We start from the raw sequence: 18,796 nt of genomic DNA, 5'->3' as shown, positions 1-18,796 counted from the left end.
CCTCGAAGAAGGTGAGCGCGGGTGCGCGGCGGCCCCGGCCTGACAGCGGCGAGCGCGTCGCCCCGGCGGAGCGCGGCTCGGCCGGGCGATCCTCGGATCGCGGCGGATCGGCGGGACGGTCGTCCGACCGCGGCGGCTCGGCGGGACGGTCGTCCGATCGCGGCGGCTCCTCCGCCGGCGGCGGGCGGAGCGACGGTCCTCCGCGCCGGTCCGGCGCCGACAAGCAGCGCCGCGCCGATCGCTAGGCTGTCGGGGTGAACGAGCTCCTGCACCCCGCGCCGCCCGCGATGCGGACGACCGGGACGGTGCGGGTGGTCGGCTCCGGACTGCTCGGCGCCTCCATCGGCCTCGGCCTCGCCTCCCGCGGGATCGACGTCGTCCTCGACGACGCCTCGCCCGCGAGCCTCTCCCTCGCCATCGACTACGGGGCCGGCCGCGCCGCCTCCGCCGACGACCGGCCCTCCGTCGTCGTCGTCTGCGTCCCCCCTGACGTCACAGCGAGCGTCGTCGAGCGCGAGCTCGCGGCGCACCCCGGAGCCGTCGTCACCGACGTGGCGAGCGTCAAGACCCAGCCGCTGCGCGAGCTGCGCTCCCGCGGCGTCGACCTCGCCCGCTACATCGGCTCGCACCCGATGGCCGGCCGCGAGCGCGGCGGACCGGTCGCCGCGCGGGGAGACCTCTTCGTCGGCAGACCCTGGGTGATCTGCCGCGACGGCGAGACCGCGCCCGACGCGCTCGCAAGGGTGGAGGGCCTCGCTCTCGACCTCGGCGGCACCATCGTCGAGATGGACCCGGAGGAGCACGACCTCTCGGTCGGCCTCGTCTCGCACGCCCCGCAGGTGATCTCGTCACTGCTCGGCCAGCGCCTCCTCGACGCCCCGAACGCGGCGCTCCGCCTCGCCGGGCAGGGCGTCCGCGACGTCTCGCGCCTGGCGGCCTCGGCCCCCGAGCTCTGGATGCAGATCCTGGCCGCGAACCGCGAGCACGTCGTCGCGGTGCTCGACGCCTTCCGCGACGACGTCGCCGCGGTCGCCGACGCTCTCCGCGACCTCGAGGCGCCCGGCTCGCGCCGCGTGCTCGCCGAGCACCTGGCCGCGGGCAACGCCGGAGTGGCGCGCCTGCCCGGCAAGCACGGCCAGGACCAGCGCTTCTCGACCCTGATCGTCCTCGTCGACGACTCTCCCGGAACCCTCGCGCGGCTCCTGGTGGAGATCGGCGAGGCGGGCGTCAATCTCGAGGACGTGCGCCTCGAGCACGCGCAGGGGCGCCGAGTGGGTCTCGCCGAGATCTCGGTGGTGCCCGAAGCGGTCGCGCCGCTGACCGAAGAACTGACCATACGCGGCTGGAGGATCGCCGGATGAGCACCGAGCAGAACAGGCAGGAGGGCGGCCTGAACAGGATGACGCCCGCCCGCCGGGCACAGCAGAGCATCCCGGAGGACGGGGGCGCGGCTCCCGAGCGCGAGGCGCGCTCCGAGGCCGCCGAGCAGGGCGACTTCGGCGAGGCCGTCGTGGTCGCCATCGACGGCCCGGCCGGCAGCGGCAAGTCCAGCGTGTCGAGGGCTGCCGCCCGCCGCCTCGACTTCGAGTTCCTCGACACGGGAGCGGCCTACCGCGCGCTCGCCTGGCACGGGCTCGACCGCGGCCTCGACTTCAAGGACCAGGACGCGATCGTCGACGCGCTCGACGGCTTCGACTACTCCATCGGCACCGACCCCGAGTCGTACTCGGTGTGGGTCGGTCCGACCGAGGTGACCACCGCCATCCGCGAGCCCCGGGTGACCGCGCGCGTCTCGGCCGTGGCGAAGGTCCCCGAGGTCCGTCGGAGGATCACACTGCTGTTCCGGAGGATCATCGGCGAGACGCGTCGGGAGGGCATCATCGTCGAGGGCCGCGACATCACGACGGTCGTCGCACCGACCGCTCCGGTCCGGATCCTGCTGACGGCGAGCGAAGAGGCTAGAATGGCCAGGCGTTCGCGCGAGGTCACCACGGAATCCGCCGAGGCGACGGGTCAGGCGCTGCGGTCGAGGGACCGCGCCGACTCGCAGGTGGTCGACTTCATGAACGCCGCAGAAGGAGTCACTCTTCTCGACTCCACTCATCTCGACTTCGAGCAGACCGTCGACGCGGTCGTCGCCGAGGTCCGAACTTCGAGAGCAAGGGCCGGTCATGGCACAGGACACGCACGTCGGTGACGACGAGCTGAACTTCGGAGACGACGACCTCGTCGAGCGCCTCGGCGACCTCGACGAGCAGCTCGCCTCCTCACGCGCGCAGGCGCTCCGCAGCGGACTCGAGGACTACGACCTCGACGAGGAGGACCTCGACCTCCTCGAGTTCGCCGGGGAGGACTCGGACGAGGTCCGCTACCTCCCCGCCCTCCCGGTCGTGGCGATCGTGGGCCGCCCCAACGTCGGCAAGTCCGCGCTGGTGAACCGCATCCTCGGCCGCCGCGAGGCCGTCGTCGAGGACACCCCGGGCGTCACGCGCGACCGCGTGTCCTACAAGGCGGAGTGGATCGACCGGGCGTTCACCATCGTCGACACCGGCGGCTGGGAGCCCGACGCCCGCGGCATCGACGCCTCCGTCGCCATGCAGGCCGAGATCGCCATCGACCTCGCCGACGCCGTCATCTTCGTCGTCGACGCGAACGTCGGCGCGACCGCGACCGACGAGCACGTCGTGAAGCTGCTGCGCAAGACGAAGAAGCCGGTCTTCCTCGCCGCGAACAAGGTGGACGACGCCCGCCAGGAGCCGAACGCCGCCTCGCTGTGGTCGCTCGGCCTGGGCGAGCCCCGCCCCGTCTCGGCCGTCCACGGCCGCGGCGTCGCCGACCTTCTCGACGCGGTGCTCGAGAAGCTCCCTCTGGAGTCGGCCGTCGCCAAGCGCGAGGTCGGCGGACCGCGCCGCGTCGCGATCCTCGGCCGCCCGAACGTCGGCAAGTCCAGCCTGCTCAACAAGGCGGCGGGGGAGGAGCGGGTCGTCGTCAACGAGCTCGCCGGCACCACGCGCGACCCGGTCGACGAGCAGGTCGAGATCGCCGGCAAGGTCTGGCGCTTCGTCGACACCGCGGGCATCCGCCGCCGCGTGCACCTCCAGCAGGGCGCCGACTTCTACGCGTCGCTGCGCACCTCGACCGCGCTCGAGAAGGCCGAGGTCGCCGTCGTCGTCCTCGACGTCTCGCAGCCGATCTCGGAGCAGGACGTCCGCATCATCGACCTGGTGCTGGAGTCGGGCCGGGCGCTCGTGCTCGCCTTCAACAAGTGGGACCTCCTCGACGACGAGCGCCGCCGCTACCTCGAGCGCGAGATCGAGACCGACCTCGCCCACGTGGCGTGGGCGCCCCGCGTCAACATCTCGGCCCGCACCGGCCGCCACCTCGAGAAGCTCGTGCCGGCGCTCGAGCTCGCCCTCGAGTCGTGGGACACGCGCATCCCGACGGGCAAGTTCAACGCGTTCCTCGCCGAGCTCACCGCGGCGCACCCGCACCCCCTCCGCGGAGGCAAGCAGCCCCGCGTGCTCTTCGGCACGCAGGCCTCGTCCCGCCCGCCGACATTCGTCCTCTTCACGACGGGGTTCCTCGACCCGGGCTACCGCCGCTACATCGCGCGCCGCCTGCGCGAGATCTACGGCTTCCAGGGGTCGCCGGTGAACGTCAACATGCGCGTCCGCGAGAAGCGCGCGCGCTGAGCGCAGCCGCACCGTGTCCGGCCCGTGGGAGCTCCTCCCGCGGGCCGTCCGCGTCTCCGGGAGGAGCGGTCGTCGAGTCGAGGGGCGGATGCCGCTCCGATGCGGCTCGATCGAGCGGGTCGGCCTCGTCGCGAGCGGGAGTGACGGGCGGCGCGGTGCTGCCGAAGGCCCAGCGGCCTCCCTCGAACCGGGCGGTCGTCTCTCCGATCGGGCGTCGGCAGGGCCGGGAGGCCGATCAGTCGCCGGTGGCGAAGGGCCACCACGGCGGCAGGAGCCGTCGGTAGGCGGCGAGGTAGCTGCCGGGATCGCGGGGCGCGGGCAGGCGGAGCCACTGCTCCATCAGGCCGACGGAGCCCGCCGCGAGGAACGAGGCCGTCGCGTTCTCGAGGAACCCGAGCGGTGCGTCCGCGGCCGGGACGTCGAGGATCCCGGTGTCGAGCGTCGCGGAGACGGCGGTACGGAAGTGCCCCGCGAGCATCGCGCGGAGGCCCGAGTCGCCGCCGGGGGCGTCGAAGGCGCGGAGGTAGAGGTCGCGGTGGCCGTCCAGGTGGCCGAGGACGCGGGAGGTGCCCTCGCGGATGCTCGCGTCGGTCGCGGCGCCGCTCCGGAGCTGCTGCAGGTAGCCCTCGCGGATCGCGTCGAGCTCGTCCCGCAGGGCGGCGCAGAGCAGTTCTGCGGCGGAGGAGGCGTGGGCGTAGAAGGTGGAGCGGTTCACGCCGGCGAGATCCGTGATCTCGGAGACGGTGAGGGTGGCGACGTCGCGGCCGGTCGCGAGTTCGATGATGGCCCGGTGCAGGGCCACCTGTGATCGCTTCTGCCGCGCATCCACTGCTGACGCCTCCCGAGCTGCCGACGGCGCGTCGACCCGTGCCGACGCGTTCCGCGCAGCGAGTCTACGGGGCCCGCTCGTTTTCACTTCCGGCGTCGGCATCCGCTAAGGTAGTCGAGTTGCCCGGGCCTCGGCCCGGTCTGCCACGGGCTGTGGCGCAGCTTGGTAGCGCACTTGACTGGGGGTCAAGGGGTCGCAGGTTCAAATCCTGTCAGCCCGACGGAAAGCCCTGATGAGACCACTGGTCGTCGTCAGGGCTTCCGTCGTTTCCGGGCCTCGTCGTGAGGCTGCGGGCCGCTCACCGGAGCGCTGCGGCGACCTCGGCGAAGGCCTCGCGACGTCGGGCGGAGCGCGCCTCCCGCTCGGCGGGATCTCGTGCCCAGAGCGCCTGTCGCGACGGGTGGAAGGTGCGGATCACCGTGAGGCCGCGCTCGCGCTCGATCGCCGGGTGCCGCCTGAGGAGGCGCCGCCAGCCGTGATCGGCGTCGCCGCCCTGCAGGAGGACCACCTCGACGCCTGGGGCGAGCGCGAGCAGATGCAGGACGGTCTCGACGCCGGCGTCGAGCTGCTCGGCGTTCGGCGCCTGGTTGATGTACCAGGGGTAGGCGTTCCACGGCAGCAGGTCGGCGGGGGCGAGGCCCACCTCGTCCATCAGCCCGGCCATGAGCTCCGCCGTCGGGTCGTCGTTCTCGGTGCAGAGGAAGCCGCTTCCGACGCCGTCCTGGGTGGCGGGGCCGGGATCGCGGAGGACGCTGAGGACGCGCGCCTCCACTCCGCCGTGCAGGGGAGCGACGTAGGGCAGCCAGCCGCGTCCGTAGGGGTTCCGCAGCTCGTCGACCCAGCGGTTCACGGGAGCCACGTGCGGTGCATAGCGCTGCTCCCACTGGGCGCGGCGGAAGGAGAGGTCGGCCATGGAGCGGGGCATGTCCGCACCCTAGAGGGTCACCGGGGCGGCGCGGCACCCTTCCTGGTCGTCGGCCGTGCCGGCGGCGTCCGGACTGAGAAGCCGGAGCGGCATGCACGGCGTCTCCCCGACCGCCCGCAAGGGCGGCGGCAGGCCGGCTCCCTAGCGTCGGTGGACGTGACCCACTCCGCTCCGCTCGCCCGCTGGTGGCGCGAACCCTGGTGGGCGCGGCTCACCCTCCTCGCGATCCTGTGCGGTTCGACGGTCCTCACCGGCTGGAATCTCGCCCGGGGCGGAGACGCCGTCTTCTACGAGGCGGCGGCACGGTCGATGTCGGAGTCGTGGCACGCGCTGGCGTTCGGAGCCTTCGATCCCGCCGCCACGGTGACGCTGGACAAGCTGGCGGGGTTCGCGGTGCCGCAGGCGCTGAGCATCCGGCTGTTCGGCATGTCGACGTCGTCGATCGCGCTGCCGCAGCTGATCGAGGGGCTGATCACGGTCGCGGCGTGCTCGGTCGTCGGGCTCCGGTGGGGCGGCCGGGGGCTCGGGCTGGTCGCGGCGGCAGCGGCGGCGAGCACGCCGATCCTCGTGTCGATGTTCGGGCACCCGATGGAGGACGGGCTGCTCACGGCGGCACTCGCTGTGGCGCTGGTGTGGTGGCAGCGAGCGGTGCTGACCGGGCGGTGGTGGCCGCTCCTGATGACCGGGCTGTCCATCGGGATCGGCTTCCAGGCGAAGATGATGCAGGCCTGGTTCGTCCTGCCGGCGCTCGTGGTGGCGACTCTCGTCGGGGTGCACGGGTGGCGCCGAGCCCTCGCCTGGGCGGGCGGGCTCCTGGCCGTCGCGGTGGGTGCCTCCGTGGCGTGGACGGTCGCGATCCAGGCGGTGCCCGCGGGCGGCCGGCCGTACATCGACGGGTCGACGGGGAACGACGTGTTCGCGATGGTGTTCGGATTCAACGGGCTCGACCGGCTGATCTCGGGCGCGGTGCCCGGCGCCGTCGTCGCGTCCGCCCACGTCGCGGCGATGGGCGGAGCGGCGGGATCGTCGCCGGTGAAGCTTCTGCTCGCGCAGTACGCGACCCAGGTGGGCTGGCTGTACCCCGCGGCGCTCGCGGGGCTGATCCTGGGGGCGGTGCGCTGGCGGCCGCGGCGGGGGAGCACCCGCGGTCCGTTCGCCCTCCTGGTCCTGACCGCGGTGTGGCTGGCGACGGCGGCGGCGGTGCTCTCGGTGGCGACGGTGCCGCACACCGCCTACGTCGCGGCGATCGGAGTGCAGCTGGCGCTCCTCGCGGCGCTGGGCTGGGCGGAGGCGGTGCGGCTGCTCGCGTCGACCCGGGTCGTCGCGCGGCTGGTGCTGCCGCTCCTCCTCGTCGCGCAGACGGCGTGGAGCGCGGCGCTCGCCGTGGGCGGGCAGCTGCCCGCGGTGCTGGGCCTGCCGTTCGCGGCGCTCGCCGGAGCAGGGCTCGTCGTGGTCGCGGTGGCGGCGCGGCGACGGAGGGGCGGTGCGGTGGAGCGAGCGGTCGGGAGCCGGAGGGAAGCGGCCCGGCGTCGTCCCGTCGCGCTCGCGGCAGCGGTCGTGATCCTGGCCGGGCCGGTCGCGTTCAGCCTGCAGGTGCTCGACGCGTCCCTCGACGGGTCGGGCGGCGACGCGCTCGTCGGCCTGCGCTTCCCGCAGCGGGCCGAGACCTCGGCTCCGTTCGCGGTCTCGTCGCCGGACGCGGTCGGCGGGCACGACTCGATGACCGCCGACGAGACCGGCCTGGTCGCCGCCGCTCGTGCCGCCGGCGGCGGGGTGGACGGGGCGCCCCTGTTCCTCACCGACTCCTGGGCGATCTCGGCGCCGATCATCACGGCGACCGGCGCGAGCGTGCTCACCGACGGCGGCTACTCCGGCCAGGCGCGGGTCTTCACCGAGCAGGACGTCACCCGGATGATCGCGGCAGGACGCACGCCTCTGCTGGTGCTGAAGAACTCCGCTCCGCCGACCGAGTCGGTGCGGAAGGCCGCAGTGGCGGACGGGTGCACCGAGCTGCAGGAGTGGGGGCCGGCGGCGACGGAGTCGGGGGAGCACGCCTCCGCGGTCACCGGGTTCTCCTTGTGGAGGTGCGGACCGGTGCCGCAGAGCTCGGCGGGCGGGGTGGCGGCTGTCGGCCGGTGACGGCGTCTGGTGATTCTCGCGTCGATGCGATCGCGACCCCGGCGGAACGGCGAGGAGCGGCTGCCGCCTGCCGCTCGGAGGATCGAGCCGGGCCGAGGAGGTCGGGTCCGCGAGCGGGAGGGCCCCTGGCGCCCCGTCCGCGCGATGGCGGCCCGCCGCCTATCCTTGAGGGCGATGTCGAACTCCCGCGCCGAGGCCGCCTACCTGCGCTCCCTCGGCGCCTTCCGGACGCCGACCCTCGATCTCCTCCACGGCCGCTACGCGCCGTTCGTCGTCGCCGCCCTGTCGCTCGTGTTCACCGTCGACCGGCAGGCCGTGGCGGTCGCCGACGCGCACGCCGAGGTGGGGGAGCTGCTCGAGGAGCTGCGCTCGGCCGGGTACGACGAGGGCGAGCGCGCTCTGCCGAGCGGCACGGCGCGCGAGGTGTGCCGCTACTGGGTCCGCGTCGGCTGGCTCGTGCCGCAGATCGAGGGCGAGGCCGAGGTCTACCGGCTGAGCGCCCACGCCGTGAGCGCCCTCGAGATCACCGGGCGCACCGGAGGTGGCCGCACGCGCGTCTCGAACTCGCGGGTGCGCACCCTGCTGGAGGCGGTCGAGCGACTGGCCGCGGACGTCGAGCCCGACCCGGAGGCCCGGCTCTCGCGGCTCCGCGAGGAGCGGGCGCGCCTGGACGTCGAGATCGCCGCCCTCGAGGAGGGCGCCGGTCTCGAGCCGGCCGACGACGAGCAGCTCCTGGAGGAGGCCGAGAACGTGGTGCACCTCGCCCGCGAGCTGCCGGCCGACTTCGCGCGGGTGGCGGAGTCGATCAAGGCGATGCAGCGCGACGTGGTCGCGGATCTGCGCCGCGACGTCCGCCCGACCGGCGAGGTGCTGCGGGAGTACCTCGAGCGCGGGCAGCACGTGATGCAGGCGACCAGCGAGGGCCGTGCGTTCGCCGGAGCCCTCCGCCTCCTGGGCGACCCCGAGCGGATCGACGCGCTCGCCGACCAGCTCCACACGGTGCTCGTGCAGCCGTTCTCCCGCCTGATGGACCCGGCCCAGCGCGGGGAGCTGGCCGCGATCGGCCGCCGGGTGGAGCTGGGCGTGCAGGAGGTCCTGACCGCGCAGCGTCGCGCGTCCCACGTCATCACGGGCCAGGTCCGCACCCACGACCCCGCTCGCGACCGCCAGGTGGACGAGCTGCTGCGCGACGTGATGGCGGGGCTCCAGGAGTGGACGGGCGGGATCTCGCCGGACGCGCCGGTCACGCCGCTGCGGCACCTGCCCGTCGCCGGGATCGGCCACCTGCGCCAGACCCTGGGAGACGTGCGCCCGGCCGGCGGGCCGGCGCCCCTGGCCGGAGACGACGGCGACGCCGAGTTTGTCGGCGACGACAGCCGGGCCTGGGGCGGTCCCCGCTACGCGGAGCTGGAGGCCTACGTGGCGGAGCTCGGCGACGAGTTCGATCTGGCGGACGCGTTCAGCGCGGCTCCGGAGGACACGCGACGGCCCGTCGACCTGCTCGGGCTGCTCGAGATCGCGCACCGGACGGGCCTCGTCGACCGCGAGGGCTACTCCGTCGTGAGCACGCGCCGACCCGACGGGACCGTGCGCCGCTTCGCCTTCGGATCCGTGACCGCCCGCACCGAGGAGGAGACCGACGATGAGTGACACCCTGGCGACCGACGGGCCCGCCGCCGATCCGTTCATCGCGCCCGTGTCGATGGAGGAGGACCCCGACGAGCTCTTCCCCGGCGACCGCGGCGTCCTCGACACCGAGGTGCGCCGGGTGCTCGTGCACGTGCTGCAGCGCCGCTTCCTCCTCGCCGACCGCCACCGCGAGCAGTGGGCCGTGCTCCAGGAGCACCGGCAGCTGATCGAGTCGCGGCTGAACGACCTGTTCGTGCGGCTCGTCGTCGACCACGAGCGCGGGGTCGCCTACAAGCAGCAGGTGCGCTCCGACGAGGTGGAGATGCCGGTGCTGCTGCGCGACCTCCCCTACACCCGCGCCGAGACGCTGGTGCTGGTGCACCTGCGCACGGTCCATCAGCGGGAGTCGGCGGCCGGCGAGGCGTCGGCGCGCGTGGACGTCGAGGAGGTCGAGCAGACGGTGCTCAGCTACTTCGCCGACGCCGAGCGCGACACCGCCCGCCGGCAGCGCATGGTCCGCAAGGCGCTGGAGCGGCTCGGCCGCGACGGCATCGTCGACGAGGAGTCCGCAGGGCGGTACCGGATCAGCCCGATCGTGGAGATCGTGCTGAGCGCGCCGAAGCTGCGGGAGCTGAGCGACTGGCTGCGCGGGCGGGCGGGCGAGGCCGCTTCCTCGGTGGTCGCAGACGCGGCGCTCGCCGAGGAGCCCGGCTCGGACGACGCGGAGCAGGCGGACGACGACGCGCTCGAGGGCGACGGCCTCGACGAGGACGCGGACCCGCCCACGGACGGCGTCCTGCCCGGAGCCGATGTCGCGGACGACGAGCCGCTGGACGACGAGCCGACCGACGACGACACCCCCGACCCGGAGGACGACCCCCGATGACGATGCTCGACACCCTCTTCGGCCTGATCCCCGCCGCCTCCCGCGGTCAGCAGTGGCTCGCCGAGGACCTGCAGCTGGTCAACTGGGGCGGCTACGACGGCGCGCACCGGGTCCGCTTCTCGCCGGGGGCCACACTGCTCTGCGGCGGCTCCGGCTCCGGCAAGTCCACGCTGATGGACGCCTACATCGCCCTGATGATGCCGCACACCACGCCGTTCAACGGCGCCTCGAACGGCGGAGTGACGGGCCGTCCGCGCGGCGAGGACCAGCGCAACATCCTCTCCTACGCGCGCGGCAAGCTCGACGAGTCGCGCACGGACGAGGGCACGACCATGCGCGTCCTGCGCGGCGACGGAGTCGACACCTGGACCGCCGTCGCGATGACCTGGGTCGACCACGACGGCTCGCGCTTCAGCGCGGTCCGCGCCTGGTACGTCCCGGCCGGCTCCCGGGTGCTCGAGGAGACCGTGCGGATCCGCGCGAGCGCCGAGGGCCCGGTCGACGTCGCCGCGCTCGACCGGGCGGCGGCGCACCGCTTCTCCGACGCGTCGCTGCGCGCGGCGGGCCTGGATCCGCTCGGCACCGATCGCGAGTTCTCGGCGCGTCTGCACGCGGTGCTCGGCATCGGAGCGGCGGGAGCCGGATCGAAGGCGATGAGCCTGCTCGCCCGCATCCAGGCCGGTCAGCAGATCACGACCGTCGACGACCTCTACAAGCGGCTCGTGCTCGAGGAGCCCGAGACCCTGGCCTCCGCCGACGCGGTCGTCGCCCACTTCGACGAGCTCGAGAGCACCCGGCAGCGGATGCTCACCGCGCGCCAGCAGGTCGCGGCACTCGAGCCGTTGCGGGGCCTGCGCCTGCGCATCGCCGCGTCCGCGGAGCGCGTGCGCCTCATCGACGCACTCGGGGAGTTCGATGCCCCGGTGTCGCCGGCGGCTCTGTGGCGCGCTGAGCAGCGCCTCGGCCTGCTGCGCGACGTCGAGGCCGAGCTGCGCGAGCGCACCCGCGCCGTCGACGCCGTGCTCCGCGAGAAGCGAGCCCTCGCCGAGGCGGCGGAGTCGGAGCGGGACGGGCTCGCCGAGGTGCTGCGGGCCTCCGGCGGCGACCGCCTCGAGACGGCCCAGCGCGAGCTCCGCGAGGTGGAGCGGCGGCTGGGCGCGGCGCGCGAGAACCGCGCCCGGCTCGAGGAGGACCTGCACGCTCTCGGCGAGCCGGAGACCACCCGCGAGCGGTTCGAGGCGGTGCTCGCCCGGGCGGCGAGCGCGGCCGACGCCAAGCGCAGCACCCGTGCGGCCTGGTCGGACGCGGTCGCCGAGCGGAAGGCCGCGGCGCGCGAGCTCGCCGAGCTCGAGGCGGAGCAGCGCTCGGCCTCGGACCGTCGGGACAGCATCCCCCGGCCTCTGCACGAGGCGCGGGAGCGGATCGCGGAGGCAGCCGGCCTCACCGCCGACGACCTGCCCTTCGTCGGCGAGCTGGTCGAGGTGCGTGCCGAGTTCGAGCCCTGGCGCGAGGCGTTCACGCTCGCCCTCGGCGGCTTCGCGACGACGCTGATGATCGACTCCGCCCACCTCGACCGCTTCCGCCGCGCCATCGACTCCCTCCGGCTCCCGGTCCGGCTCCGCTACGAGGGCGTGGAGACCGGGCTCGAGGAGGTGCGGGGCCTCGACCCGCAGACGCTCCCCGGGCGCCTCGACTACCGCGCCACCGCCTTCACCGGCTGGCTGCAGGACCGGCTCGAGGACCGCTTCGGCTACGTGTGCGTCGACAGCGCTGCGGAGCTCGGACGCCACCGGCTCGCCCTGACCCTCACCGGTCAGCTCTCGCAGGGGCAGCGCGGTGCGCACGGCGGCCACGGCGCCGCGAACGTCCTCGGCTTCTCCAACTCCCGTCGACTCCGCGAGCTGAACGCCCTGGTCGAGGCGGCCCGGGCCCGCAGCGCGGCGGCGGTCTCGGCGGCGTCGGCGGCGGAGGAATCCCTCGATGCACTCGACGACCGGATGACGCGTCACGCCCGCCTCGCGCTGGTGAGCTGGGAGACGGTCGACGTCGAGTCGCTGCTCGCCGAGCAGGAGCGCTGGGAGGCGGTCGGCGCCGAGGCTGCGGAGGCGAACCCCGAGCTCGCCGGGCTGCAGGAGCAGATCGACGGGCTGCGCGGCCGCCTCGAGCGCCTCCGCCAGGAGATCGCCCGCGCCGGTGTGGAGCGCGAGCGGATCGAGGCGGAGTGGGCCGTCGTGGTCGACGACGTCGACGCGAGCCAGGCGGTTCTCGATGCGGCGGAGCGCGCAGGACGCGAGCTCGACGACGACCAGCGCGCCTTCCTGGACGCCCGGTTCACGCTGACCGAGGCCGCGGCGTCCGGCAGCGCCTCGGACGTCCTGGTCCGCTTCGACGCAGCGCTCGCCACGGCAGCGCAGCGACTGGCGGAGGACCGCCGCTCCGCGGCCGAGGCGCACGAGCAGCAGCGCGAGAGCGCCGGCCGGATCATGGCCGGCTTCCTCGACCGCTGGCCGAACCCCAACCTGCTCGCGGACCCCGAGGCGTCCGCGGGCGACTTCGAGCGGCTGCTCGACGCCCTCGAGACCAGCGGCCTGCACCGGCTCGAGGCCGAGTGGCGCGACAGCCTGCTCACGCTCTCCGGCAACGACCTCACGAGCTTCGACTCCACGCTCGGCCGCTCGCTGCGAGAGATCCGCGAGCGGATCGAGCCGATCAACGTGATCATGCAGGATCTGCCGTTCTACGACGACGGCCACCGCCTGCAGATCACGACGCGCGAGAACCAGTCGGAGGTGCGCCGTCGCTTCCGCCGCGAGCTCCGCGAGGTGCGCGCGCAGATCCAGGCCGTGTCCGCGGAGGAGGAGCGCGAGCAGGTCTACCGGCGGATGTCCCGGCTCATCCAGCGGCTGCGGCGCACCGCGCCCGACTTCGGCGACCTCGTCGACGTCCGCAACCACGTCCGGGTCAGCGCCGAGCGCGTGGACGCCGTCACCCGAGCGCACGTGGCGCTGTACGACCACATCGGCGAGAAGTCCGGCGGGGAGTCGCAGGAGCTGATCGCCTTCATCGTCGGAGCGGCGCTGCGCTACCAGCTCGGCGACGCGGGAGCCGACCGCCCCCGGTACGCCCCGGTCTTCATGGACGAGGCGCTGATCAAGGCCGACGCCCACTTCACCAAGCGGGCGATCGGTGCGTGGCGCGGTCTCGGCTTCCAGCTCGTGATCGGCGCCCCGAACGACAAGTACAGCGCGATCGAGCCGCACGTCGAGGTGGAGTACGACATCCTCAAGGACACGCGCGGACGCTCCTGGGCCAGGCCGAAGGTGGGCCTGGCCCCCTAGGGCTTCGTGCCGATCTTCGCGTGGCTGCGCGAGTAGGCGAAGTAGATCGCGAAGCCCACGGCCAGCCAGATCAGGAAGCGCAGCCAGGTCTCGATCGAGAGGTTGAGCATCAGGTAGGTGCAGATCAGGGCGGAGAGGAGCGGGAGCCACGGGTTCAGCGGGACCCGGAAGCCGCGCTTCAGGTCGGGCCGCTTGCGGCGCAGCACCACGACGCCGACCGAGACCAGCACGAACGCCGAGAGCGTGCCGATGTTGACCATCTCCTCGAGCACGCCGATCGGAGTGAGCCCGGCGAGCAGCGCGACGACGATGGTCACGACCACGGAGGTGAACCACGGCGTGCGCAGGCGCGGGTGGACGGTGGCCAGGCGCCGGGGGAGGAGTCCGTCGCGCGCCATCGCGAAGATGATGCGCGTCGCTCCGATCAGCAGCGTCAGCACGACGGTGGTCAGACCGGCGACGGCGCCGGCCGAGATGACCGTCGCCATCCAGGTCTGCCCGTGGTAGGCGAACGCGTTGGCGAGCGCGGCCGACGGGTCGAGCTCGCGGTAGGGGACCATGCCGGTCACGACGAGGGCGACGGCGCAGTACAGGACCGTGCAGATGATCAGCGACGCGATGATGCCGATGGGCAGGTCGCGCTGGGGGCGGCGGGTCTCCTCCGCGGTCGTCGCGACGACGTCGAACCCGATGTAGGCGAAGAACACCAGGGAGGCGCCGGCGATGATGCCGCCGACCCCGAACGTGGCCGGCTCGATGCCCGAGAGGAACTGGAGCAGCGGCTGGGTCAGACCGGACGCGGACTGCGAGGGCTCGGCGGCGGGGACGAACGGCGTGTAGTTGGCTGTGTTGACGAACTGCAGGCCCGCGATGATGACGAACAGGACGATGAACAGCTTGATCGCGACGAGCACCAGGTTGACGCGCAGCGATTCCTTGATCCCGAAGGTCATCAGCGCGCCGAGCACGAGGACGAGCAGGATCGCCGGCACGTCGACCACGCCGCCGTAGGTGAGCGCCGGCGGGAGAGTCACTCCCAGCTGCTGCAGCAGCGACCCGAGGTACGCGCTCCACCCCTGCGCGACCACGCTCGCTCCGAGGAACAGCTCGAGGATCAGGTCCCAGCCGATGATCCAGGCGAAGAGCTCGCCGAGGGAGGCGTAGGAGAAGGTGTAGGCGGAGCCCGACACCGGGACCGTGGAGGCGAACTCGGCGTAGCACATGGCCGCGAGGGCGCAGGCGAAGGCGGCGACGACGAAGCTCAGGACGATCGCCGGTCCGGCGATGTCATGGGCGGCGCGGCCGGTGAGGGTGAAGATGCCGGCGCCGATGACGACTCCGACGCCGAAGACCGTGAGATCGAGCGCGGTCAGCGACTTCTTGAGCTTGTACTCGGGCTCATCGGTGTCGGCGATCGACTGCTCGACGGACTTGGTGCGGAGGAGGCTCACGGTGGTTCTCTCTGTGGGCTGCGGGGTGGAGGCGCGAGGGCCACTGGGGAGGATAGCGGGGCGGGCGCCTCTGCCGCGCCGGGCGTCGCGCGAGTACGCTTCCCGGCCATGAGCAGGATCTTCTCCGTGGCGTTCGCCGACGTGCACCCCCTCTACGTGGCGAAGGCGGAGCGCAAGGGCCGGACGAGGGAGGAGGTCGACGAGGCGGTCCGCTGGCTCACAGGCTTCTCGGACGAGGAGCTGGCCCGGCACCTCGAGAGCAGGACGACCTTCGAGGAGTTCTTCGCGGCGGCGCGCCTGCCTCCGCAGGCCTCGGCGATCACGGGAGTGATCTGCGGCGTGCGAGTCGAGACGATCGAGGATCCGCTGATGCAGCACATCCGGTACCTCGACAAGCTGATCGACGAGATCGCGAAGGGACGGCCGATGGCGAAGGTGCTGCGGGCTCCCGCGGCCGACTGAGCCGCCGGCCCCGGACGCTCCTCCACAGGCGCCGGTCCGCCCCGGTTCTCCCCGGTCCGGGCCGGCGGGATCCTGCACCGCCGGCGACGCGAGCAGGTTGTCGGACATGACATCCCCACAGCGAACCCCTGCTCCTCCGTCCCGCCGCCGCGATCCCGAAGTCCTGCGGGCGAGCGCGATCCAGGACCTCCTGGCGGCCGTCCCCTCCATCATCGGCATCCGTCCGGAGGAGTCCGTCGTGGTGGTGCCGTTCCTCGGCACGCGCGCCGGGGGAGGCTTCCGGATCCCGCTCCCGGAGACGCTGCGCGGGATGGAGGCGGAGGCGCTGGCGGGCGGCTGCGCGGCCATGATGGAGACGATGCCGCGGGCCACCGGTGTGCTGGTGGTGGTCTGCACCCGTGCGGGCTACGCCGAGGAGCGGGGGATCCCGCATCTCGACCTCGGCCACGCGGTGCTCCGGCGCCTGGAGCGCACGCGCCTGGACATCATCGCCGTGGCCTGCATCGCCGCCGACGGATGGGGGCGCTACACGGACGCCGAGGAGTGCCGCAGGCCACGTCCGCTCCTCGAGATCGAGCGGAGCGAGACCGGCGTCCTCGCACGAGCGGTGGCAGACGAGCCACTGGACATCGACGCGCTCTCCGTGCTGCCGCCGGTCGCCGAGGAGGATCGCGCGCTCGTCGCGGAGGTGCTCCGCCGGCCGCCCCTGGTCGGCGACACGGAACGGCTCGTCGAGCGCTGGCTCAGCGGACCGCGGGACGTCCGCCGCGAAGGACTGATCGTGCGGACCCTGCAGTCGCCGCCCCTCCGCGACCGGGTGACCGTGCAGATCGCGCGGAGCCCGCAGGCAGGAGTGGGAGTGCCGCCCGGCGCGGTGGGCGACGCCCGCGCCGGAACGGACGACGACCACGACCTCGAGCTGTCGGCCCTGCTGCTCGGCAGCGGGCGTGCTCCGGAGCGCGGCCGTCTGGCGCGGGCGACCGGGCTCCTCGCCCGCGCCGCCGCGCTGGCGCCGGAGGAGGCGCGCTCCTCCGTGCTCACCGTTCTCGCGTGGTGCTGGTGGGCGAGGGGTGTCTCGAGCCTCGCCGGGCTCCACCTCGACGAGGCGCTGCGGCTCGACCCCGACGACTCGATGGCCCGGCTCTACGCCTCGCTGTTCGCGGCCCGCCCCCTGCCGGACTGGGTGCTCGCGGCCGCTGCCGAGGCGCTCGACGCCGCGAGCGCCTGAGGTCGGGCGCCGGCCGGTGCGCTCGTCCCGGAGACGGATGCTCTTGCGCGGGGGAGGGGACGGCCCTAATGTGCAACCACATGGTTGTACGAACGGACGCCGACATCGACCTGCTCTTCCGGGCGCTGGCCGACAGCACCCGCCGCGACATCGTCGCCCGGGTGCTGGTCGGCGAGCAGTCCGTCTCCGCACTCGCGGCGCGCTACGAGATGTCGTTCGCGGCGGTGCAGAAGCACGTGGCCGTCCTCGAGCGGGCGGTACTCGTCCGCAAGCGGAGGAGCGGGCGGGAGCAGCTGGTGCAGGGTGAGGTCGCCGCAGTGCGGCGGGCGTCGCGCCTGCTCGACGCCTACGAGCAGCTGTGGGCGGGGAGGATCGACCGCATGTCGGACCTCCTCGACGAGGAGTGACACCCGCGAGCCGACCGGCGCCCGGGATCTGCTGGAGGGAGAGGCGCGATGAGCGTGCTGCAGTCCGTGAAGGACATCGAGGAACTGACCCTGACCGTGACCGCCGAGTTCGACGCGGGGATCGAGCGCGTCTGGCTCCTCTGGACGGATCCGCGCCGCCTCGAGCGCTGGTGGGGGCCGCCGACCTGGCCGGCGACCTTCGAGCGGCACGAGCCGGTCGAGGGCGGACGGAGCGCCTACGTCATGACGGGACCGGACGGCGAGCAGGCGCGCGGCTGGTGGCGCGTGACCCGGGTGGAGGAGCCGACGCGGTTCGAGTTCGAGGACGGCTTCGCCGACGAGCGCGGCGACCCGGTCGACGCGCTGGGGATCACCCGGGCCACGGTCACCCTCGACGAGATCGAGCCGGGGCGCACGCGGATGGTCCTCAGCAGCCGTTTCGAGTCGGTCGAGCAGCTCGAGCAGATGGTCCAGATGGGCATGGAGGAGGGACTCCGCCAGGCGATGGGGCAGATCGACGCGATCCTGCTCGAGGACTGAGTCGGCGCCCATGGAGGCTCAGCGCTCGCCGCGCCGAGCCTTCGGGCGGAGGAGCCTTCCGCGCTACTGCTCGGGGTCGGTGAGGGCGGCGGCGTAGGCGCGGACGGAGCGCTGGTACCGGGGGAGCCCCGGAGCCAGCGCCTCCAGCGCGATCCGCAGGGCCTCGTCGACGCGCCCGGCGCTGTGCAGGGCGAGCGCGAGGAACACCTCCCGCGCGGAGCCCACCGCGGGGTGCGCGGCGGCGCCGGCGAGGAGGTCGATCGCCTCATCGGTGCGGCCGAGGTTCCGGAGTGTCGAGGCGTACTGGATCGTCAACCGCGCCCGCCGCTCGTCATCCAGGCCGGCTGCGAGGGCGCGCTCGTACTCGACCGCCGCCTCCGCCTCGTGTCCCGCGCTGTCGAGGGCGCCGCCCAGCTCGAAAGCGGCGACTCCGTCGTGTCCCGGGTAGCGGGCTGCAAGGACGCGCATCCGCTCGACGACGCCGTCCGGGTCGTCCTGAGCGTCGAGGCGCTCGACCGCCGCGAGCCAGAGGGCGAGCGCGTCGGTCTCGGGGCGGTCGGAGTCGGAGGCGCGTGTCTCGGTCACGCCTCCGACGCTACCGCGCCCGCACAGTGCGGCGGAGCGGGGCTACGAGGCGGTCGAGTCGGCGCCGTCGTCGTCCGACCCGCCGTCGTCGGAGCCGGAGGTGCCCGCTCCGACCGGCGCGGCGCGTCGCCCGGCCTCGATCAGGGCGGTCGACGCAGCCGCTCCGCCGATCAGGGCGAACAGCGCCCAGCCGGCTCCCCACTTGCGCTTGCCGAACAGGGCGTCGAACGAGAGCGCGCCGGGGCCGTCCGCGACGATCGCGGCCGTCGCCGCGACGAGGACGGCGTTGTACTCCCACCCGCCGCCCGCGTTCCACAGGCCGTTGCTCCAGTGCACCTTGCGCACGGCGGTGACCATCGTGGCGACGAGTCCGGCGGCGGCGAGCGGAGTCGCGGCGCCGAGAGCGAGAGCGGCGCCTCCGGCCGTCTCGGTCACCGCTGCGGCGACGGCGTTGCGCCGGGCCGGGTGCATCTCCAGGCTCGACATCATCTGCTCGGTGCCGTCGAGGCCGGGGCCGTCGAACGAGCCCCGCAGCTTCTGCAGACCGTGTCCGACGAAGAGCCCGCCGACGGCGAGACGGAGAACGAGTGAGCCGACCTTCATGGTGACCTCCGGGGTGGGGTGGGGACGTGTAGTGCGAGGGTCCCGGCTGCGCCGCGCCCGGTCAAGGGGTCGCGCCCGGTGA

General features: G+C 73.7%; 16 protein-coding genes and 1 tRNA gene. 12 read left to right on the top strand and 5 right to left on the bottom strand.

All coding sequences use genetic code 11. The features are described from left to right. The first annotated feature begins 287 nt into the window (after nucleotides 1-287). Genes C5C63_RS03165 through der form a run of 3 tightly spaced genes read left to right on the top strand, consistent with a single transcriptional unit; the run spans nucleotide 288 to nucleotide 3,692 of the window. A complete protein-coding gene (locus tag C5C63_RS03165; protein WP_104222605.1) occupies nucleotides 288-1,361 on the top strand; it encodes a prephenate dehydrogenase in 1,074 nt (357 codons plus the stop codon). Then, the gene (gene cmk, locus C5C63_RS03160; RefSeq protein ID WP_258065373.1) at nucleotides 1,358-2,197 is read left to right on the top strand and encodes a (d)CMP kinase; all 840 of its coding nucleotides are present in this window, start codon (nucleotides 1,358-1,360) and stop codon (nucleotides 2,195-2,197) included. The genes C5C63_RS03165 and cmk overlap by 4 nt, the downstream gene beginning before the upstream one ends. Continuing rightward, a complete protein-coding gene (der, locus tag C5C63_RS03155; protein WP_104222506.1) occupies nucleotides 2,172-3,692 on the top strand; it encodes a ribosome biogenesis GTPase Der in 1,521 nt (506 codons plus the stop codon). The genes cmk and der overlap by 26 nt, the downstream gene beginning before the upstream one ends. Before the next feature lie 235 nt (nucleotides 3,693-3,927). Here der and C5C63_RS03150 read toward each other — a convergent pair whose 3' ends face one another. Then, the gene (locus tag C5C63_RS03150; RefSeq protein ID WP_104250723.1) at nucleotides 3,928-4,494 is read right to left on the bottom strand and encodes a TetR/AcrR family transcriptional regulator; all 567 of its coding nucleotides are present in this window, start codon (nucleotides 4,492-4,494) and stop codon (nucleotides 3,928-3,930) included. 173 nt (nucleotides 4,495-4,667) lie between these two features. Here C5C63_RS03150 and C5C63_RS03145 point away from each other — a divergent pair. Next, a tRNA-Pro gene (locus tag C5C63_RS03145) sits at nucleotides 4,668-4,741 on the top strand. A 78-nt stretch (nucleotides 4,742-4,819) separates the two neighbouring features. Here C5C63_RS03145 and C5C63_RS17325 read toward each other — a convergent pair. Next, nucleotides 4,820-5,446: a uracil-DNA glycosylase gene (locus C5C63_RS17325; protein WP_104295619.1), complete on the bottom strand. Its 627-nt coding sequence runs from the start codon at nucleotides 5,444-5,446 to the stop codon at nucleotides 4,820-4,822. A gap of 156 nt (nucleotides 5,447-5,602) precedes the next feature. On the opposite strand from C5C63_RS17325, the gene C5C63_RS03135 reads away from it, so the two are divergent. From C5C63_RS03135 to C5C63_RS03120, 4 genes are all read left to right on the top strand, one after another. After that, complete coding sequence (locus C5C63_RS03135; RefSeq protein ID WP_104292436.1) at nucleotides 5,603-7,585, top strand: glycosyltransferase family 39 protein; 1,983 nt, start codon at nucleotides 5,603-5,605, stop codon at nucleotides 7,583-7,585. A gap of 174 nt (nucleotides 7,586-7,759) precedes the next feature. After that, nucleotides 7,760-9,235 (top strand): DUF3375 domain-containing protein, encoded by a 1,476-nt coding sequence (locus C5C63_RS03130; RefSeq protein ID WP_104250726.1) that lies wholly within the window; start codon nucleotides 7,760-7,762, stop codon nucleotides 9,233-9,235. Continuing rightward, nucleotides 9,228-10,100 carry a DUF4194 domain-containing protein gene (locus C5C63_RS03125; protein WP_104292437.1) on the top strand — a complete coding sequence of 291 codons (873 nt, stop codon included), beginning with the start codon at nucleotides 9,228-9,230 and terminating at the stop codon, nucleotides 10,098-10,100. The genes C5C63_RS03130 and C5C63_RS03125 overlap by 8 nt, the downstream gene beginning before the upstream one ends. Next, nucleotides 10,097-13,438, top strand: coding sequence for an ATP-binding protein (locus tag C5C63_RS03120; RefSeq protein ID WP_104292438.1), 3,342 nt, complete (start codon nucleotides 10,097-10,099; stop codon nucleotides 13,436-13,438). The genes C5C63_RS03125 and C5C63_RS03120 overlap by 4 nt, the downstream gene beginning before the upstream one ends. On the opposite strand, the gene C5C63_RS03115 is transcribed toward C5C63_RS03120, so the two are convergent. Then, the gene (locus C5C63_RS03115; protein ID WP_104292439.1) at nucleotides 13,435-14,889 is read right to left on the bottom strand and encodes an amino acid permease; all 1,455 of its coding nucleotides are present in this window, start codon (nucleotides 14,887-14,889) and stop codon (nucleotides 13,435-13,437) included. The genes C5C63_RS03120 and C5C63_RS03115 overlap by 4 nt on opposite strands. 108 nt (nucleotides 14,890-14,997) lie before the next feature. Here C5C63_RS03115 and C5C63_RS03110 point away from each other — a divergent pair, with 108 nt between their 5' ends. The 4 genes from C5C63_RS03110 (at nucleotide 14,998) to C5C63_RS03095 (ending at nucleotide 17,526) form a co-directional block, all read left to right on the top strand. Further along, nucleotides 14,998-15,351 (top strand): DUF2200 domain-containing protein, encoded by a 354-nt coding sequence (locus C5C63_RS03110; RefSeq protein WP_104325472.1) that lies wholly within the window; start codon nucleotides 14,998-15,000, stop codon nucleotides 15,349-15,351. Nucleotides 15,352-15,457: 106 nt separating this feature from the next. Further along, complete coding sequence (locus C5C63_RS03105; protein WP_104325471.1) at nucleotides 15,458-16,579, top strand: DUF4192 family protein; 1,122 nt, start codon at nucleotides 15,458-15,460, stop codon at nucleotides 16,577-16,579. A gap of 80 nt (nucleotides 16,580-16,659) precedes the next feature. Then, nucleotides 16,660-16,986 (top strand): helix-turn-helix domain-containing protein, encoded by a 327-nt coding sequence (locus C5C63_RS03100; protein WP_104325482.1) that lies wholly within the window; start codon nucleotides 16,660-16,662, stop codon nucleotides 16,984-16,986. 48 nt (nucleotides 16,987-17,034) lie between these two features. Further along, the gene (locus C5C63_RS03095) at nucleotides 17,035-17,526 is read left to right on the top strand and encodes an SRPBCC domain-containing protein (protein ID WP_104222538.1); all 492 of its coding nucleotides are present in this window, start codon (nucleotides 17,035-17,037) and stop codon (nucleotides 17,524-17,526) included. Nucleotides 17,527-17,589: 63 nt separating this feature from the next. Here the strand turns inward: C5C63_RS03095 and C5C63_RS03090 are convergent, their stop codons facing one another. Both C5C63_RS03090 and C5C63_RS03085 read right to left on the bottom strand, forming a co-directional pair. Next, a complete protein-coding gene (locus tag C5C63_RS03090; RefSeq protein WP_258060472.1) occupies nucleotides 17,590-18,111 on the bottom strand; it encodes a tetratricopeptide repeat protein in 522 nt (173 codons plus the stop codon). Nucleotides 18,112-18,153: 42 nt separating this feature from the next. Next, on the bottom strand, nucleotides 18,154-18,714 hold the full coding sequence (locus C5C63_RS03085; RefSeq protein ID WP_104238585.1) for a DoxX family protein: 561 nt from the start codon (nucleotides 18,712-18,714) through the stop codon (nucleotides 18,154-18,156). Nucleotides 18,715-18,796: the final 82 nt, after the last annotated feature.

Origin of the sequence: Rathayibacter sp. AY1B8, assembly GCF_002932775.1 — a bacterium.
Taxonomy (GTDB): Bacteria; Actinomycetota; Actinomycetes; order Actinomycetales; family Microbacteriaceae; genus Rathayibacter.
This window is presented reverse-complemented; position numbering and strand designations above follow the sequence as displayed.

Bases quoted from the DNA above. Each gene is read 5' to 3' on its own strand.
- C5C63_RS03105 (WP_104325471.1), top strand. From the start codon at position 15,458: ATGACATCCCCACAGCGAACCCCTGCTCCTCCGTCCCGCCGCCGCGAT.
- C5C63_RS03165 (WP_104222605.1), top strand. From the start codon at position 288: ATGCGGACGACCGGGACGGTGCGGGTGGTCGGCTCCGGACTGCTCGGC.
- C5C63_RS03130 (WP_104250726.1), top strand. From the start codon at position 7,760: ATGTCGAACTCCCGCGCCGAGGCCGCCTACCTGCGCTCCCTCGGCGCC.
- cmk (WP_258065373.1), top strand. From the start codon at position 1,358: ATGAGCACCGAGCAGAACAGGCAGGAGGGCGGCCTGAACAGGATGACG.
- der (WP_104222506.1), top strand. From the start codon at position 2,172: ATGGCACAGGACACGCACGTCGGTGACGACGAGCTGAACTTCGGAGAC.
- C5C63_RS03095 (WP_104222538.1), top strand. From the start codon at position 17,035: ATGAGCGTGCTGCAGTCCGTGAAGGACATCGAGGAACTGACCCTGACC.
- C5C63_RS03125 (WP_104292437.1), top strand. From the start codon at position 9,228: ATGAGTGACACCCTGGCGACCGACGGGCCCGCCGCCGATCCGTTCATC.
- C5C63_RS03110 (WP_104325472.1), top strand. From the start codon at position 14,998: ATGAGCAGGATCTTCTCCGTGGCGTTCGCCGACGTGCACCCCCTCTAC.
- C5C63_RS17325 (WP_104295619.1), bottom strand. From the start codon at position 5,446: ATGCCCCGCTCCATGGCCGACCTCTCCTTCCGCCGCGCCCAGTGGGAG.
- C5C63_RS03085 (WP_104238585.1), bottom strand. From the start codon at position 18,714: ATGAAGGTCGGCTCACTCGTTCTCCGTCTCGCCGTCGGCGGGCTCTTC.
- C5C63_RS03120 (WP_104292438.1), top strand. From the start codon at position 10,097: ATGACGATGCTCGACACCCTCTTCGGCCTGATCCCCGCCGCCTCCCGC.
- C5C63_RS03100 (WP_104325482.1), top strand. From the start codon at position 16,660: ATGGTTGTACGAACGGACGCCGACATCGACCTGCTCTTCCGGGCGCTG.